Origin of the sequence: Klebsiella sp. CN_Kp073 (genome assembly GCF_040065495.2) — a bacterium.
Classification (GTDB): Bacteria; Pseudomonadota; Gammaproteobacteria; order Enterobacterales; family Enterobacteriaceae; genus Klebsiella; species Klebsiella aerogenes.
On record NZ_CM198051.1, the window covers coordinates 946,021 to 962,880 of the forward strand.

Consider the following 16,860-nt stretch of genomic DNA (forward strand, 5'->3'; position numbering starts at 1 on the left):
ATCCCGGCAGGCTTCGGGTCGGGCCGAGGCAGCGTCCCTGCAAATCACGGCCCTCAGCCCGCATCCATGCGGGCTGCCCCGGCCTTCCGGGAACGTCTCAGCGATTTTGAGGCCACCAACACCGGCAGTTTCAGCCAGCGTGGTGAATAAATTAAAGGCAGACCGCACAGACCGTAGGCCGGATAAGGCGCAGCCGCCATCCGGCGCAAAAGCGGCACCTAATCCGTGGATATTGCCCGGCGGCGCTGCGCTTGCGTGGGCCTATGGACCGGGTCCGTTGGCAAATTTATTGTCGCATGTAGCCCCGGTAAGCGGTAGCGCCACCGGGGATTTCCCTGCTCGCGCTGCGCTTAGCAGGGCTACGGTTCTACGGAATCCACCGCCGGGCCGCGGTAATCGCCGCCGAGGGCTTTAATCAACGTGATATCGGTGCTAAGACGCTGGGCCTGGATATCCAGCAATAACAGCTGCTGGGCGATGGCCGGTCGCCGCGCTTCTTGTGCGGCATAGCGGCTTAACAGGCCGCGCTGGTGATGGGCGCTGGCGCTGCGGGTGGTGGCCATCGCCGCCGTCACCTTCAGCTCCTGCAGCGCCACCTGCTGGTTGAGATCGTTAAGCTGACTGGAGCTTATCGCCACATCCCGCACCGCATCCAGCACCGCCTGGTTGTACTGCTTAATCAGGATATTGCTCGCCGTACGTACCGACTTCAGATTGGCGTTCAGGCGTCCGCCATCGAATATCGGCAGATACAGCCCCGGCAGCAGGTTAATCTGCTGGAAGGACGACTTAAACAGATCGCCGACGCTCAGCGCGTTATATCCCCAGAAGGCTTTAATATCAAAATGCGGATAAAAGGCCGCTTTCGCCGCATCTACCTGGCTCATTGAGGCGGTCACATAACCGCGCAGGGCCTGCAGATCCGGGCGACGCGCCAGCAATTCGAAGGAGAGTGAATCCGGCAGCGTTTCCTGCAACGCCGGCAGGGCGACCGGGTGGATCTCCGGCATACTCTGCGCGTCGGCGCCAATCAGCGCCCGCAACGTTTCGCGGTACTGGGTTAGCGTGCCGCGGGCGGTAATCACCTGCTGCTGCGCGCCCAGCAGTTCCGCCTGCGCATTGGCGATATCGACGCTATCCTCCACGCCGCGCTGGGTGCGGTGTTCATGCGCCTGCACCGACAACCGGGCAATTTCTTCTAGCTGCTGCAGCAGAACTATCTTCTGGAAGGTGGCCTGCATGGCGAAGTACAGCTGCGCCACGCTGCTGGCGAGATCCAGTTCGATACCGGCGGTTTCCGCCTGGCGAGCGTTCTTTTCGCCAATAGCTGCCGCGACGCGGGCCCGGTCGGCGCCCCATAAATCGATATTCAGCGTCGCGCCGACGCCCACGGTATTGAGCGTGTACCACGGGCCGTTTTTATCCACCGGCAGAGAATAGGAGTAGGGCCAGCTAAAGGATTTATCGGTTATACGCATCCGGTTCTGCGCCGCCACGGCGGTCGCCTGCACGCCCATTGCCGACTGCGCCAGCTCGACGGTGGATTGTGACTGTGAGATGCGCAGCCGCGCCGCCTGCATGGTCGGCGAATTTTGCAGCGCGCGGTTTACCAGCATGTTGAGCTGGGGATCGTGATACCCCTCCCACCAGCGGGCCGCCGGCCAGCCGCTATTCGCCAGGTGGATCACCTGTGCCAGCTGCGCCTGTTGCGGATTAACGATCGGCACTTCGCCAGGATCGTCCTGAATCAGCGCGCATCCCGTTAACAGGCTGATGGCGAAGGCCAGCGGTGAGTAGCGCAGAAAACGTGCTGCGGCGTCCATTTTTATCATGACGGTTCTGCCTGTCGCGTAAATTCAGAAGGTTTGTCTGACCAGTCCGGCAGGGTGGTCAGTAAAGCCGCCAGCGGTTCGCCGAACGGATTAGCCGGATCGACAACCAGCGGCGCAACGGGTGTCGTCGGCTGTTGACGTTCAATATCATCGGCATACGTCTGTAACTGTTCGGCGCAGCGGCTTAAGAAGGGGTCTCCCGGCGCGGCATACAGCCGGTAGCCCTCGCTCAGGCGTACTATCTCCTGCGCCTGCTGCCAGGTGGCTTTGCTCGGCCAGTATTTCGCCTGCGGCCACGGATGCGCAAAAGTGCCCAGCGGCTCGGCGGCGACCCGATGCATCAGCGTTTCGCTGGTGGTCAGCGCCTGGAACAGCGGCACCATCTGCGGCTTATCATTTTTCGCGCGCAGGAAGTCGGCTATCTGGCGATAAAGTTGCGCCAGCCGCGATTTCAACTGCGGCGCTTCGCTATCCGGCCACAGGTAAAGATGGACGATCGATGAGACCAGTACGCCGAGCAAAATACCGATGACCCGGTCGCGCAGTTCGGTCAGGTTGGTCAGTGGCCCAAACCAGCTGAGGAAGGCCAGCGAGAAGGTAAAGCCGATTTGGATGCCGGCGTAGGCAATACGCTCTGACCCGGCGGCAATCCACGCCGAGAGCGCCATTACCGGCAGAACCATCGCCAGCAGGCCGACGATAGACTCGGTCCACGGTTGTACAAAGACGATCAACAATAGCGCCAGCAGCGTAGCGAGCAGCGCGCCGCCGATACGCAGCCAGGTTTTTTGCATCGTCGCCCCCAGCCCCGGCTGGGCGACAATCACGCAGCTCAGCATGATGGTGTGGATCCCTTGCCAGTCCGCGGCAGTATAGAAGACGTAGCACAGCAGCGTCGCCAGCAGGGTTTTCAGGGCGAAATGCAAATAAGCGGGATTGCGCCAGGCGTCCGGCAGCAGCAGCGGCGACTTCTCGGCTTCGCCCTGCGGCAGGTCGATGCTTTCACCGCGCGCCAGCTTCGCCAGCACATCGGCCATCTCTTGTAAAATCAGCGTATTGGTGCCGCGATCATCAATGACCGGCGCGGAGAATGAAAACGGCGTACCCTCGTTCATCGACGGCGCCAGCGCCTGTAGCGCGGCGGCGATCTGCTGGCGCGCCGCGGCGTGGTCATCGCCCGGTTGCAGCAGCGCCGCGAGGTGATAGCAGCGCAGGGTGGCCGCCATCAGCGCCTGCCAGCGCGGCGGAGCGGCGGCAATTTCCGGCGCCGCAAAGCGCGCCTGCTTAAACAATCCTTGCAACTGATTAAAACGCCCGGCGATCTCTTTGAAGGTCGGCGGCGCGGCGTTCTGCGTCAGTACGTCGGCGACCTGCCGCTGCATCACCACCAGCTGAGCGCGGAATTGATAGCCGGGAAAGGCCTGGCGAAAGCAGGCGTTGACCAGGAGCGTGACCAGCGTTGCGGTATTGATCGCCACCCAAAGCCACAGCAGCAGGCGCACCAGAACTTCACTTTGGCTGGTCATCGACGGGAAGGTCTGGGCATAAATCACCGCCAGCGCCACCACGAAAAACGCCAGCCCGAGTTTGCCCAGCACGCGCATCAGATACATCGCGCCAAAGAACAGGCATACCGAAGCGACCAGGCGAATCAGCGGGAAATCATAGGTCCACTTGATGATCAGCAGCACCAGACCCAGCGCCACGCTGATGGTGACAAAAAACAGGACGCTGCCCAGCTTAATCATCAGGATGTTCGGCTGACTGACGTAAAACACCACGATCAGCGCCACGGCGAGAAACGGGATCTGCAGGGTCATAAACAGGGTGATCAGCACCGCGCAGCTCAGCGTCAGGCGCAGGGTATAGTTGGCCCGCCCCGGCGCGTCGGCGAGCTCCCGTTGCAGAAACAACCAGAAATTATGCATGCCGGACCCTTATTTCGCCTGCAGCACGGCGCTGGCGGAGGCGCCCATCCGGAACAGTTCCGGGTCGGGATTTTTCACCGCGATTTTGACCGGGAAGCGCTGCGACACATGTACCCAGTTGATGCTCTTCTGAATTACCGGCAGCCCGCCAATGACGCTACCGCCCTCCGGCAGTACGCCTGAACCAACGGAATCGACGACGCCGTCAAAGGGGCGGCTGTGGTTAGTCATCACCGTCACGGTTGCCGGCACGCCCGGCCGAACGTTTTGCAGATCGGTTTCGCGGAAGTTCGCAATCACATACCAGTGGTCGTTATCCAGCAGCGTGAAGACCGGTTTCAGAGCGGAAGCATATTGTCCGACGGTGGTTTTCAGGGCGATGACTACGCCGTTAAACGGCGCACGGACTTCGGTGAACTCCAGGTGCAGTTCCGCCAGGGCGATTTGCGCGACGATCCCGGCGCGCTGCGCGACCATCGCATCGACGCCGGTGACCGCGGCATCAGCCTGTTTGGCCTGCAGCAGCGTGGCTTCCAGTTCGGCGCGGGCGGCTTTTTCCGCGGTGCGCGCCTGATCGAGATCCTCCTGCGCGGCGAATCCCTGCGGCACCAGCGGTTCCAGGCGGATACGGGTCGAGGTGGTCTGTTTCACCAGCGCCTTCGCCCGCTCTACCGCGGCGCTCACCGACTGAGCGTTATACTGCTGGGCTTTAATGGTGCGCTGGGTCAGCATAATCTGCGCATCAAGCGCCGCCAGCCGTGATTTTGCATCCTCCAGCATCGCCTGATAGGGGCGCGGATCGATGCGGAACAGCAGATCGCCTTTCTGCACCCGCTGATTATCACGGATCGGCATCTCAACGATTCGCCCGCTGACTTCCGGCACTACGTCGATGGTGTCGGCGTAGACGTAGGCGTCGTTGGTTTCCGGCGAAGTCTGTAACTGCCAGATAACTACGATCAGCGCCACAATGGCGGCGAGGACGAGAGCCAACAAGGGCCATTTTTTCCGTAAAACGCTTGGGCTGGATTGAGTCATAGGTATTTAATGTGCGAAAAGAAGAAACCACAGAATAGTGGCAAATAGAAACATTAACGCCAGGTAACTTAATACCAGCGGGGAAAAGCGCGCCTGCCAGCCTTTACGGGCAATCAGGATATGGCAAGGGATCAGCAGTAATGCGCCGCCTAAAAAGCAGAAGAACCAGCCGGGGAATGCTGCGCCTAATACCGGTATGGCGGGGGATAAAGAGCAACCGGAGACCGCCAAAAGAAGTAATAACAATGCCGGGCGCGCCCGTTTTACAATTTGCTTCAAAGGAAGATACCTGAATGTTCATGCCATTGAACAATTGAGTTTATTCGTTGCAAATCAAATAAACCCTCAATACACCGCCTAAATTATAGCGCTGATGGTTTGCTTAGCCGAGTTATGGTTATCCTCTGATAATAGTTTAATTTCGCGTAGGTATTAAAAAGTCGCTTTATCATTAGCGAAATAATTGAAATAGGGTGTTTCTCATTTCTCCATAGTCAGCGGCTATGCCGCGAGCTATTCTTAGGTAAGTACAATAAAAATACTGAGGCAATGTCATGGATAAGGAACTACTGGAAGCGGGCTACCGGGCCTATACCGGCGAGAAGATAGATGTCTATTTCAATACCGATATCTGTCAGCACTCGGGTAACTGCGTGCGCGGCAGCGCGAAGCTGTTCAATCTGAAACGTAAACCGTGGATCATCCCCGATCAGGTGGATGTGGCGACGGTGGTAAAAGTGATCGATACCTGTCCCAGCGGCGCATTGAAGTATCGCCACAAATAAGCGAGGAAATGATGGAAATTCTGGAAGGTCACAACAAGTTCTACGTTAATGACGCCGAGGGAAACCAGGTGGCGGAAATTGTCTTTGTTCCAACCGGTGAACATCTGAGCATTATTGAGCATACCGATGTCGATCCCAGCCTGAAAGGCCAGGGCGTCGGTAAACAGCTGGTCGCGAAAGTGGTCGAGAAAATGCGCCAGGAACAGCGCAAAATCATTCCGCTGTGCCCGTTTGCCAAACACGAATTCGATAACACCCGCGAGTACGACGATATTCGCGCCTGAAATACGGCGCCAGCTGTGGCTGGCGCTGCTCCGCGATTTACCCGGCTAACCGGCAGGTGGCATGATCCGGTAAAAATCGCTGAATGATCTCTCCCAGATGTTCGCGAGTGACCGGCGGTGAGAACAGATACCCCTGGAAACGATCGACCCCCAGCGCTTTTAGCTGATTAAATTTCTCCAGACTATCCACTCCCTCGGCGATACAGCGGCTCTGCGTCAGCTGGCAGTAGTAGACCAGGCTTTTAATCAGCACCAGCGCGTGCGGGTCGCGCTGAAAATCATTGACGATACTCATATCCAGCTTATAGCCGCTAAAACGCGCCGTGCGCACAGGGAACATGACGCTGCTGTGCGAGAAGCAGTCGTCGAGAAAGATGCGAAAGCCCTGCTGCTGAATATTGCTCATATTCGCCACCGCTTTTCCTTGCTGCTGTAAATCAACGGTTTCAGCAAATTCCAGCACCAGTCGGTCGGCCCACAGTGGGTTCTGTAGCTGTTGCCAGGCGGTTTCCATCATGCGGGCAAGATTATCGTGATGGGCAATGCAGGGAGGGATATTGACCGAAAAATAGAACTCGCCCTGATAGCGATTGATATTCTGCACCGCTTCCTGCAGGACAAAGGCGGTCAGTAATAGCCAGGCGTATTCGGAGCGGATATGCGGGAGAAACTCGCCCGGCGGCAATACCACGCCATCTTTGCGCCAGCGCGATAATATCTCGATGCCCTGCAGGCGTAAGCGGTCATCAACAATCGGCTGAAAGACCGGAAAGATCTGCCGGCTGTGAATGGCGTGGATAAACTCACGTTCGAAGGGGGTCAGCGCGGTCATGCCCTGACCAGCTACGCGTTTGCTTCGGCTGCCCGGAAACCGGCTCGCCAGATGCGGATGATACTCCACCATCTTGTTTAGTCCTGAGGTTCTTTGGTTGTAGAGCGTTTTCTGACTGACGCCGCGGATCTGCGCCTGACTGGTGATGCTGTGGCCATACAGCAGGGCGAGGGTGGCGTTAAGTTCGATTTTGCTTAAGCCCGACGGCGGTTTGCCGCGCGCCAGCGCCTCGATGGCCGAAAGCTGTTGCAGGCCGGGGTAGCCGACCAGGCCGCCTTTCAACAATGCCGCCAGACGGCGGCACGGTAGATCGGAGGAGATTGCCTGCACGGCGGCCAGCAGGCGGCGGTCGCCAACCTGGTGCAGTAAGGTTTGCCACAGCCACGGCGCCGGACTGCGGCTTAAGATCACCATGGGCAAAGGTCGTTTGGCCTGGGTGAGTAACCAGGCGGCTTCGCGCAGGACGAACAGTAGCCACCAGGGATCGTCGGGCAGAAAAACCACAATTTGCCGGACGTCGGCTGGCGCAGATATCGACAGCATGCTCTGCACCCGCGGCTGTAGCCACACCGGATGGCGGCAACCGTCGTCGACCATTCGGGCTAATCCCGCCGCCGCCATGGCGCAGGGCGACAGGATGTAATCCGTTGTCGCCTGCGGGGTATCGGCTTTACTGGTAGACAAACGTCACCCCAATAATCGACTGGACGTTACCCGCCGTCACCTGGCCGCTGGTACGCGCATAGGTAGCGGTCAGACCGAGATTAACCGGTGAAGTGCCGACCGTTCCCAATGAAACATTGCTGTTGGCCGGAACGACGCTACCGTTGCGCGTCATCTGGACGCCAATACCCTGCGCTGGCGAAGCGGAAGCGGTATTGGTGAAAATGGAGTTGGCGCTATCGGCGGTGGTGCCGGAAAGGTAATAGCCAAGATTCTGGTTCTGCGCGCAGTGGACGGTGACCGGCACCGCCATCGAGCCCGGATAATCGGGTAACGTCACGGTCACATCGCGGGCGGAGACATCGCAACCGCCGGTCGGCACAACGACGTCGTTATTGGCGTAAATATTCCACACGAACTGGAAGGAGTCGCTGTTGTAGTTGTTGGTTTGATGCAGGATCAACACGGCAATCAGCGATCCGGCGGTAATCGCCACCCCGCCCGCAGTGCTGACCGGAGTCAGATAGAGTACGGTCGGCCAGGGTTTATCGGTAGTCGAATCGTAGATCACCCGCGAAGTTTCCGTGGTGGTCGGGAACGGATAAGAGGTACCGTTATATTTTACGGTACCGGAAAAGCTCGACAGCACGCCGCCGTAAGCAGAACCGCGCTGTAGCGTCACATAGTCGGTAATGGTTTGCGGATAGTCGTTATGGCAGAAAATTTGCGTCGACAGGTCAACCACCAAGTTTTGCCCTACGTTAACGGCCGGGGTCAGATTGACGTATACGTTGGCCGAGCCGCCGCCGATGGGGATAGTTGCGCCGGTGGCGGTTTTACAGGCGAAGGACCAGGCGTTAATCGACCAGCCCATCAGCAGCAGGGTGGTAAACAGAGCGATGACTTTTTTCATAAACAAACTCTCCTGACTCAGGCGTAGGTATAGGTGACGCTAATCACCGCCTGAATGGTTCCCTGGGTGGCGCCGCCGTTAACCGACAGGGCCCGGACCTGCAGCGGAAAACGCGCCGACTGTGAGCTATCGTCGACCTGAACCGACTTTTGCGCCCCGTTATTGAGCGTGGTGCCGCTGTCGTCCTGTAGTTCGAGCTGGATGTTGCCCGCGGTACCCTGATTCTTGTAATAACCGGTGCTGTCCGCGGTGCCGCTAAAGGTGGCGACGACGCGCGATGTACCGACCGGACAATTGCTTAAATCCAGCGCGGTGCTGTGCCACGCTGAAGCGGAACCTGCCGACACCAGGCTGAAGGTATATAGATCGCCGAGGTCAACATTGGCGTTGGTGGTGGAGACCGTACACGGCTTGGCCACCACTTTGCCGTTCACCGTGATGGTGATGTCGGCGGCCTGTAGCGGGGTAATGTTTAACGCCAGCGCGCCTGCCAGAAGCCATCCTGCGTAGTGTGCTTTCATCTCAGCCTCCGGTTACTGGAATTCAAGGGTAAAGGTGGCGGTGGCATAGACGTGGCCGGCGGTCACCGGTACGCGGGTTGCCATCAGCCGGGCGTAAAAACCGAGGGTGTTGGTCTGCCCCGGCGTTAAGGTGGTCCAGGCGAGCGACGAAGAGGGCGCGTTGACCGGCAGCATCGTCTGCTGGCCGTTGAGGATCTGCACCGCCATGCCCGCCGCCGCGGAGGCGCCGCCGTCGATTTTTAACAGGTCGTTATTGTCGCTATCCGGGGTGCCGTTAAAGCCGACTTTTACCGCCGTCACCGAACTGCCGCAGGGCGACAGCACGATGCGAAACGGCACCAGCGGCGTGGTTGCGCCGACGGCGTTAAACTGCTTCGCGGCGTTATCCATCAGATCGACGGTAAACTCTTTCGATTCGGTGGCGACCGCGCAGGCGTTGTCGCGCACGTAGCCGCTGATGGTGATGGTGCTATCGGCCGCAAAGGCGTTGGCGCAGACCAGCGTCAGGACGGCGCCGAACAGGTTAAGTGGTTTTTTCATCATCATGCGTTCCTTAACGGCACTCTGCCGATAGCTGGCTCAGCGCCTGCCGCTGACTCTCTTCCGGCAGGCGATAGTTGGCCACGCAGCTGGCGTTCGCGCCTTCGCCCCATTTCACCTGCACGCTGCCGGCGAGCGGCATCCCGCTCAGGTAGACCTGGCCGTTATCGGCCACGATACTGCCGCTCTGATTGCTGCCCGAGGTGACCATCGCGCCAAACGGCACCGGTTTGCCGTTATGGGTCAGCGTCATCAGTAACTTGACCCCGACGTGGGCTTTGAAGTCCGCCCGCACGATAGCGCCGTGAGTAGGGACGACGCTGACCACCGCGTCATCGAGATCGACGTTATCGGCAAGCGTATTGGTATCCAGCGCGACACGATTTTCGCGATATTCGGTGGCGTAAGGCAGTACCGCATAGCCGCGCCAGTCGGTACGCACCCCGGTCTGGTTTTCCACTTTTACGTTGTCGGCGCCCGGCGCTTTCACCAGCACCACCGTGTCATTCAGCGGCTGGCTCAGGGTCACGCCGTTGGCATGGGCCAATACGCCGCCGCTGACGCCGTAGTACAGCTGTTTAAAGCCGTCGCTGCGGCTGTAGCCGACGTTGGCGTTGCCGTAGCCGCCGCGGTAGTTCAGCGCCGCGTAGCCGGTACCGCTGCTATCGCCTTCGCCGCCGCTGGCATAGCCGGTCTGCACGCTATAGCTCAGGTTATTGTCTTCCAGCAGGGTGCCGTAAAGTCCCGCCAGATTGGTCATCCGGCCATTAAGATCGTGCGACATGCTGTAGCTGGCGCTGGCGTGCCGCCATACCGATTTGCTGTCGGAACGCAGCCAGTGGCTGAACGGAATATTGACGTTGACCGCCAGCATCTGGTCGCGGCCCTGCTGCCAGGCGTTTTTGGTCAGGCTGTAGCTCAGCGTCCAGTTGATGTCGTCCACCGCCGCGTTGAGCCCGGCCTGCAGTTGCTGGTCCGCCTTGCCGGTCGACCAGTAGGTCTGATGGCTGCCGCTCAGATAGAGCGTGGCGGTACGCCCCAACTGTTGGGTCACGCTCAGTTGCACTTTGCCGCGCTTGTTATAGGCGAGGTTGTAGTAATCGGTGAATTTCGGCTTCACCTGGATCACGCCATCCTGGGTCTGTACGTCGTAACCGCTCATCCGGCGGTAGGTAGTATCGGCAAAGCTGTAATAACCTTTAGTGGAGTAGCGATAGCCCACCAGTTGGATATTGGTGCCGACATCGCTCAGCGACTTGTTATAGAGGAAGCGAATCGACTGCCCCTGGTGATCGCTGTCGTCGGGCAGGGTGGCGTTAGCCTGGGTGACATCCAGCGAGACGGCGCCGAAATCGCCCATGTTTTTCCCCACGCCGAGATTAAAGGCGCGGTAGCGGTCGGCGAGCTGAGTGCCGCCATATAGGGTCCAGCCCGCAGGCAGGCCGTGTAACACGGTGCTCTGAAAGAACTTCGGCTCTTCCTGCTGATCGTTGCCGCTGCGGTATTCGCCGGCGGTCAGCGCGTACCGGGTATGCCCTTCGCGCTGCAGTACCGGCACCGTTGACCACGGCACGCTAAAGACCTGGCTGGTGCCGTCGTTTTCTTTAATCGTCACCTGCAGATCGCCGCCGTTGCCTGCGGCATACAGATCGTTAATGGTGAACGGGCCCGGCGGTACTGTGCTCTGGTAAATCTCATAACCGTTTTGTTTGATCGACACCTGCGCGGTGCCGCGGGCGATACCGTGGATCACCGGCGCAAAGCCCTTCTGGCTATCCGGCAGCATGTTGTCATCGCTCGCCAGCTGGGCGCCGCGGAAGTTAATGCCGTCGAAAACATCGCCGTTGGTGTAGCTGTCGCCGAGGGTCAGGCGCGAGCGCAGCGGCGTGATGTCGCGCTCAAGCCAGGTATTAACATGCTGCCATTTATTCTCATTGCTGGAACTGCTGCCGCCGCTGCTGTAGCTCCACGTGGTGTTATCACGTAGTCGCCAGGCGCCGAGATTAAGGCCGCTTTGCAGGTTTAAATAGGCGTAATTGCTGCTGCCGCCGGTATCGTTATGGACGTTGTTGCCGGTGAAGTTATAGTTCAGCAGCCCGGCGTTGATGCCGTCATCCCACATTTCAGGCGGAATGTAGCCGCGCGCGCGGTTGCCCATAAAGGCCTGCGGCACGGTGAGGTACAGGCGCTGCTGGCCGACATCGAAGCGCGTCGTGGCATCGGTGATAAGTTCGGTCAGCGGCACGCAGGCGTCGGCGGCGAGGGCGTTCATCCCGGTCACCGCCGCGGTGTTGACCCCCATGCCCGCCAGCTGGCCGCGGGTCAGGCACGGGCTTAACCCATGGCCTTTTTCGCCGCGGTTAAATGTGACATCGCGAGTGGTCATAAAGCCGTCATTAAGGTAAATATCGACGCGGTAGGTGCCGGGCGGCACCTCCTGCCCGTTTTCAAAACCGGAAAGATCGGCCACCGCCGCAGGATCATCAGCCAAAAAACGCGGGTTAAAATAGAGTTCAGCCTGCGCGTGACCCGCCTGCAGGACAAAACAGAGCGCCACGGGAAATTTCGCCATGGTCAAAATAGCGCGCGGGCGGAGCCAGGCGCTGCGGGAACCAAAACGGTCCTGTCCATATTTGAGATGTGACATAGTCCCTCCGGTCTGAATTCGCCCGGCTGTCAGTTCTTATTGTTATGCGCGGCATGGCCCGCCCGGCGGGCCAAACCTGTATTAGCGCAGCACGCCGTTCATTTTTGGGGTCAGCGCGCCGTAATCATTAATCGTGCGATAAGTAATGTTGCTACCGGCATCCGGCGGCAGCTTGACGGAGGTTTTGCCCATTGGCGGCACCAGCGCGTTTTCCAGCACCCGGGTGCCGGCGTTAAGTTCGGTGACGGTCAGGTAATAAGGAGTGGGGTTAGTCAGTGTTAACGACGAACCGCTGCGGCTAAAGCTCAGCTTTTCCGCCGCCTGATCCGGCGGCAGCGCCAGTTTCGCCGGGCGATAGTAGAGCTTGATGCGGCTGATAATCGCCAGCTGCAGGGTATTTTCGCTCAGTTTGGATTTATCCATCGATGGGATGGCTTTCACGTTAATCCAGAACAGACTTTCGCGATCCTGCGGCAGTTGTTTATTAGTGGCGTCAATGATGCGTAGGGTATTCTCTTTTTTACCCTGCATGGCGAACAGCGGCGGCGTAATCACGAAACGGCCGTCTTTGCCGCCGTCGGCGTTTTCCACCCACGACTGAATCAGATAGGTGCTGCTGTCGTCATTATTGGTCACCCCTAACTGAACCTGTTTTTGCCCGGCCGGATAGATAACCCGCGTGGCGCCGAGCGCAACGCCGGCCTGAGCCCAGGCGGAGTAACCGCTTGCGGCTATCATCAATAATCCCGCCAGTAGTCCGCGCGTCATCCCCAGTCTCTTTTTCACGTTTACCCCTTTTGTACTCACCGTTGTTTCCTGTTTCCGGATGTCTGCTGGTTAATTACTGATAGGTCAGAGAGAACCAAACTTGCGCGTTTGCCGCTCCCCCGGTGACCTGATTGCCGGTCGCCCGATATTTGGCTACGAAATGTAGCGTGGTGGGGCCGGTATACAGCCGCCGCCAGGCGCCCGGCGGGCTATTCAGCGGAATCAATTGATCTTCTTTATCAAATAACGCGATGCCTACGCCGGTGGCGATACCCGGTCCTTCGCCAACCGAGAGCACATCTGGATTTTTGCCATCAGCCACGCCGCGAAACGACACGCCGACATGCTGGCTGACCGCGGTGCTGCAATCCTGAAGGTGAATATCGAATGGCACGGGGTTGGCATCTTCCCCGGCTGAATGAAAGCGATTACTGCTGATCTGCCCCATATTGACGGTCATCTGCTGGTCGCCGGCTTCAACGCGGCAGGACTCGGCGATGATGACGCCCTGAAAACGCATGTTTCCCCCGGCGACCGTGACGTTCCAGTGGTTGCCGGCCAGCGCCAGCGGCGAAAGCAGAAACATCAGCAGACCTGTCTTCACTCCTTGCATCGTTATCACCCCAATCCCGTAGTGGATAACGGGCCATCCTGGCCCGGAATGCTTCCCTGTCTGATGTTTGAATTACTCGTATTGCACTTTGAAGGTGGCGTCTGCGTTAGCAGTACCGGCAGTAGCCGCGCCAGTGGCGTAGTAACGCGCCTGGAAAGGAATGATGTTGGTGCCGTCGTTCAGCGTGGTGGCCGCGCTGAAGGTTGCGCCATCCAGGCCCAGCGGAGTGCCGGTTTTGTCGAGGATCTGTACGCCGACGTTGGTCGCGCCACCAGCAGCGGAGCTCTGCAGAGCCAGAACGCTGGTGTTGGTGCTATCAACCGCGGTACCAGAGAAAGCCACAGAGGCTTTAGTGGCAACAGTGGTATCACAGTCGTCTAACTGAATGTTGAAGCCTACAGCGGAGCTGGTGCTGCCCGCGGTAGCCAGTTTTGCTGAACGAACCTGGCCTAACTGAACGGTCTGATCGATAGAACCGGCATCGACTGCACAGGCTGCGTTGACGATTTCTCCTTTAAAATGCACTGTACCGCCATTTACCGTGGTGGTATCGGCCAAGGCCGCCGCGGAGCTCAGGGACAGAGCTGACAGAACAACGATTGCCAGTGTTTTGATTTTCATGCTGTTTTCCTTTAAACAAAATCGATATTACGAACCAAAATTGGCAGCCGTTTTGCCTTCCAGGCATTCCATAAATCAGCCGAATGGTGCGACTGCCGGTTCTGCACAGTTTTCGCCCCACTGATGAGTCAATTGGGGCCATTTTGACTCATCGGGATTTATGGCTTTTATTTTGTTAATGCTGATATATTTTTGGATTTATATACTGATAACTATTTATTTTATGGATTTAATAACTGCTTATCTGCCGAGCATGGAAAAACGGCTTGTTTGAGTTCAATGTTGAGAAGCGGGCGTATGGGAGAGAATCTGACGAGGATAAGTAAAGAAAGGTCGTTGGAGAATTTAATGAAAATCAATTAGATAAAATTTTTTTTGATGAAATATGCACTTGTCAGTTGCAAAAGATTACAAAACATTTTTATGATATAGACAGTTTGGCCCCAATTGACTTGTTCAATATTAAAAATTTTCCCTTTTATCAATTGGTTATCTTATTTCTTCCGCGCTTGTAAATTTTCCTCCAAAAGGTTGTTTCTTTCCCAAATCCCGGCAAAACGTGCTGCATTACTTGCGGTGTAACGGACAGTGTGGCGAATATTACGATGTCCGAGATAATCTTGTATCAAACGGGTATCAGCCCCTCTTTCAGCTAGCTCATAGCCGCAGGCGTGACGCAGCATATGCGGATGCGTATGGGTGACGGTACCGGCTTCTTCTCCGGCAGCGCGGATAATGCGATAGGCCTGTTGCCGAGAAAGCGGCGTACCGCGGCGCGAGATAAATAGCGCGTCGCTTTTGCCTGCGGCCTTCCAACTGGCCCGTTGTTGCGTCCAGCGCTCTATCGCTTCGCGCTCATCAAAACGCAGCGGGTGCACGGTAGAGAAACCGTTCTTTAAACGCCGTACATTGATGCGCCCTTCGTTGAGATCGAGATCGCGATAGTGCAGATCGAGTAGTTCACTGATACGCATCCCGTGGCGAAACGCCAACAGGATCAGACAGTAATCCCGTTCACCGGTTGGGCCGTGCTGGGCCGCCTGCATCATTGCCTGTACTTCTTTGGCGGTGAGAAAACGACGTCGGTTCACAATTTTGAGCTCCTGAATTTACGTTAACTTATAAGGGATATCCTGAGAAAAAGATCCCAGGATGGATAAAAAATAATCTGAATGCAAAGGCCGTATTATTTGAAGGGGCTAATGACAAAACAGGTATCACATTACATTTACACATGCATATCCGTCATACTTCAAGCTGCAGGTGTGTTGGCTGCGTGCGTTCACCCCAGTCACATAGTTATCTATGCTCCTGGGGATTCACGCTCTTGCCGCCTTCCTGCAACTTGAATTATTTAGGATATATAAATTCTCGCCACGCGATAATTCTTATTTTTATCTATTTTATTCTTTACCACAATAGAGCCGCGCCAGGTCGCTGGCAGGTGCATAAAATAGCAAGGAAAAAAGTTAATGCCAGCTATTTATTGAACGGAAAACATGTGCTGAAAGGATTAATTTAACAATAAATAACGAACTTATATCCTGATAAATTACAGGTGCATAGAAACGTTTTTTTTCATGTTCTAAATAAGAACTTTTAAGAACAATAAACATATTTAACGTATGGTTAATTTTTATTAATGTTTTGCAAGAAAAAATCTATATATGAGGTAAGCTGCTTTTTATCGCAGCCTAAACAGAGCAAATTTGCAACAGTCTTGCCGGGGATAGCGGGCAGGGGCTGGCAGTAGTAGGGGGAACCGATAACGAAACGCCATCCGTGGCGTAAGGTTACCTTACTGGAAAAGCGACGTTCTCTGCTTCTCACGGGATTTATCCCAAATCCCGTAAAAGCGTCCGGCGTTGCTGGCCGTGTACCAGACGGTATGGCGAATGTTACGGTGACCGAGGTAATCCTGGATAAGGCGCGTATCGATACCCATATTGGCCAGCGCAAAGCCGCAGGAGTGACGCAACATGTGCGGATGAATTTCCAGCGGTAATCCTGCCTGATCGCCGGAGGCGGAAATAATCTGGTAAAACTGTTGGCGTGAAAGTGGATTACCTTTGCGTGATAAAAATAACCACTCGCTGGTGGATTGCGGATATTCATCACGAATATCCAGCCAGCGCTTTAGCGCCTGGATCTCTTTATTAAGCAACGGATGAGTGGTTGAGAACCCTTTTTTTAAACGGTGGATATAAATACATTTTGAGCGTAAATCAATATCTGAAATTCGCAGTCGGCAAATTTCACTGGCACGAAATCCATGAATAAAACAAAGCAATGTCAGGCAATAATTACGAGCAGCATGTGGTCCACTATTGGCAGCGTTAAGTAGTGACTCGATTTCATTCTGAGTCAGGAAGTTCCTTTTTTTTATTTCGCTATTATTCTTCATTATGTTCCCTTTCTATTGCAGGCGTACATTACTATCCCATAGGCTCTGGTTGGCCTATTACAGGATCCGAAGATAGGTTTCGCATTTTATGAGTAAGCATGATGCGGATCGTTTTTAATATCCCTCAAGTTACAAGGACTGTATCGCGGCAACGCTGCGCGAAATCCAGTGGGTATAATGAAGTCTCCCCGCCGCCGGGGTGAAGTGCGCTGGCGAATTTTTGATGCGATGCGCTCAGGCATTTGATGTATATCGCTTTTCCTGGGGGTTTACACGTCCTGTTCATCCTTTCTCCTCTTGAGTATGCGCGCTTACAGCAAGGTCATTGACTACCAGCTGATAAACTGAGTCCTGGCTGGATAACGTTGTGACCGTTATCCATGAGGATAATTGCCTCAATAAACAGGTTGGTATTGCGTAAATGTTTTACCGTAGGCAAACAGCGTCAGGCACTTGCTAGCATTCACTGCA

The 16,860-nt window shown here is 56.3% G+C and carries 16 protein-coding genes; 2 read left to right on the plus strand and 14 right to left on the minus strand.

Going from position 1 to position 16,860, the window contains the following annotated elements; translation table 11 throughout:
- Window positions 1-359: 359 nt before the first annotated feature.
- The 4 genes from ABLV66_RS04630 to ABLV66_RS04645 are packed head-to-tail and all read right to left on the minus strand — an operon-like array spanning window position 360 to window position 5,077.
- Window positions 360-1,823, minus strand: coding sequence for an MdtP family multidrug efflux transporter outer membrane subunit (locus ABLV66_RS04630; RefSeq protein ID WP_396280088.1), 1,464 nt, complete (start codon window positions 1,821-1,823; stop codon window positions 360-362).
- Between the two features lie 5 nt (window positions 1,824-1,828).
- Entirely contained in the window at window positions 1,829-3,760 is a 1,932-nt protein-coding gene (locus ABLV66_RS04635; RefSeq protein WP_348876487.1) for an FUSC family protein, read from the minus strand.
- 9 nt (window positions 3,761-3,769) lie between these two features.
- Window positions 3,770-4,798 (minus strand): multidrug transporter subunit MdtN, encoded by a 1,029-nt coding sequence (gene mdtN, locus ABLV66_RS04640; protein ID WP_047078946.1) that lies wholly within the window; start codon window positions 4,796-4,798, stop codon window positions 3,770-3,772.
- 6 nt (window positions 4,799-4,804) lie between these two features.
- Window positions 4,805-5,077 carry a YtcA family lipoprotein gene (locus ABLV66_RS04645; RefSeq protein WP_015369860.1) on the minus strand — a complete coding sequence of 91 codons (273 nt, stop codon included), beginning with the start codon at window positions 5,075-5,077 and terminating at the stop codon, window positions 4,805-4,807.
- 275 nt (window positions 5,078-5,352) lie between these two features.
- Here ABLV66_RS04645 and yjdI point away from each other — a divergent pair, with 275 nt between their 5' ends.
- Both yjdI and ABLV66_RS04655 read left to right on the plus strand, forming a co-directional pair.
- The gene (gene yjdI, locus ABLV66_RS04650) at window positions 5,353-5,583 is read left to right on the plus strand and encodes a 4Fe-4S mono-cluster protein YjdI (RefSeq protein WP_015369861.1); all 231 of its coding nucleotides are present in this window, start codon (window positions 5,353-5,355) and stop codon (window positions 5,581-5,583) included.
- 11 nt (window positions 5,584-5,594) lie between these two features.
- On the plus strand, window positions 5,595-5,867 hold the full coding sequence (locus ABLV66_RS04655) for a GNAT family N-acetyltransferase (RefSeq protein WP_015369862.1): 273 nt from the start codon (window positions 5,595-5,597) through the stop codon (window positions 5,865-5,867).
- Window positions 5,868-5,904: 37 nt separating this feature from the next.
- On the opposite strand, the gene ABLV66_RS04660 is transcribed toward ABLV66_RS04655, so the two are convergent.
- The 10 genes from ABLV66_RS04660 to ABLV66_RS04705 all read right to left on the minus strand — a co-directional run bounded on the left by ABLV66_RS04660 (window position 5,905) and on the right by ABLV66_RS04705 (window position 16,389).
- Window positions 5,905-7,383, minus strand: coding sequence for an EAL domain-containing protein (locus tag ABLV66_RS04660; protein WP_047065316.1), 1,479 nt, complete (start codon window positions 7,381-7,383; stop codon window positions 5,905-5,907).
- On the minus strand, window positions 7,370-8,275 hold the full coding sequence (locus ABLV66_RS04665) for a fimbrial protein (RefSeq protein ID WP_047044154.1): 906 nt from the start codon (window positions 8,273-8,275) through the stop codon (window positions 7,370-7,372). Before ABLV66_RS04665 ends, ABLV66_RS04660 begins: the two co-directional genes overlap by 14 nt.
- Before the next feature lie 17 nt (window positions 8,276-8,292).
- Window positions 8,293-8,796, minus strand: coding sequence for a type 1 fimbrial minor subunit FimG (gene fimG / locus ABLV66_RS04670; RefSeq protein ID WP_045396563.1), 504 nt, complete (start codon window positions 8,794-8,796; stop codon window positions 8,293-8,295).
- 12 nt (window positions 8,797-8,808) lie between these two features.
- Window positions 8,809-9,339 carry a type 1 fimbrial adaptor subunit FimF gene (gene fimF, locus ABLV66_RS04675; RefSeq protein ID WP_045396567.1) on the minus strand — a complete coding sequence of 177 codons (531 nt, stop codon included), beginning with the start codon at window positions 9,337-9,339 and terminating at the stop codon, window positions 8,809-8,811.
- A gap of 10 nt (window positions 9,340-9,349) precedes the next feature.
- Window positions 9,350-11,983: a fimbrial biogenesis usher protein gene (locus ABLV66_RS04680; RefSeq protein WP_047044156.1), complete on the minus strand. Its 2,634-nt coding sequence runs from the start codon at window positions 11,981-11,983 to the stop codon at window positions 9,350-9,352.
- An 81-nt stretch (window positions 11,984-12,064) separates the two neighbouring features.
- Window positions 12,065-12,751, minus strand: a complete 687-nt coding sequence (locus tag ABLV66_RS04685; protein ID WP_047078947.1) for a fimbria/pilus periplasmic chaperone — start codon at window positions 12,749-12,751, stop codon at window positions 12,065-12,067.
- A 73-nt stretch (window positions 12,752-12,824) separates the two neighbouring features.
- On the minus strand, window positions 12,825-13,364 hold the full coding sequence (gene fimI, locus ABLV66_RS04690; RefSeq protein ID WP_045396575.1) for a type 1 fimbrial minor subunit FimI: 540 nt from the start codon (window positions 13,362-13,364) through the stop codon (window positions 12,825-12,827).
- 72 nt (window positions 13,365-13,436) lie between these two features.
- Entirely contained in the window at window positions 13,437-13,985 is a 549-nt protein-coding gene (fimA, locus tag ABLV66_RS04695; protein WP_045373910.1) for a type 1 fimbrial major subunit FimA, read from the minus strand.
- Between the two features lie 494 nt (window positions 13,986-14,479).
- On the minus strand, window positions 14,480-15,076 hold the full coding sequence (fimE, locus tag ABLV66_RS04700) for a type 1 fimbria switch DNA invertase FimE (RefSeq protein ID WP_045373908.1): 597 nt from the start codon (window positions 15,074-15,076) through the stop codon (window positions 14,480-14,482).
- 707 nt (window positions 15,077-15,783) lie between these two features.
- The gene (locus ABLV66_RS04705) at window positions 15,784-16,389 is read right to left on the minus strand and encodes a tyrosine-type DNA invertase (RefSeq protein WP_045396578.1); all 606 of its coding nucleotides are present in this window, start codon (window positions 16,387-16,389) and stop codon (window positions 15,784-15,786) included.
- Between the last annotated feature and the right edge of the window lie 471 nt (window positions 16,390-16,860).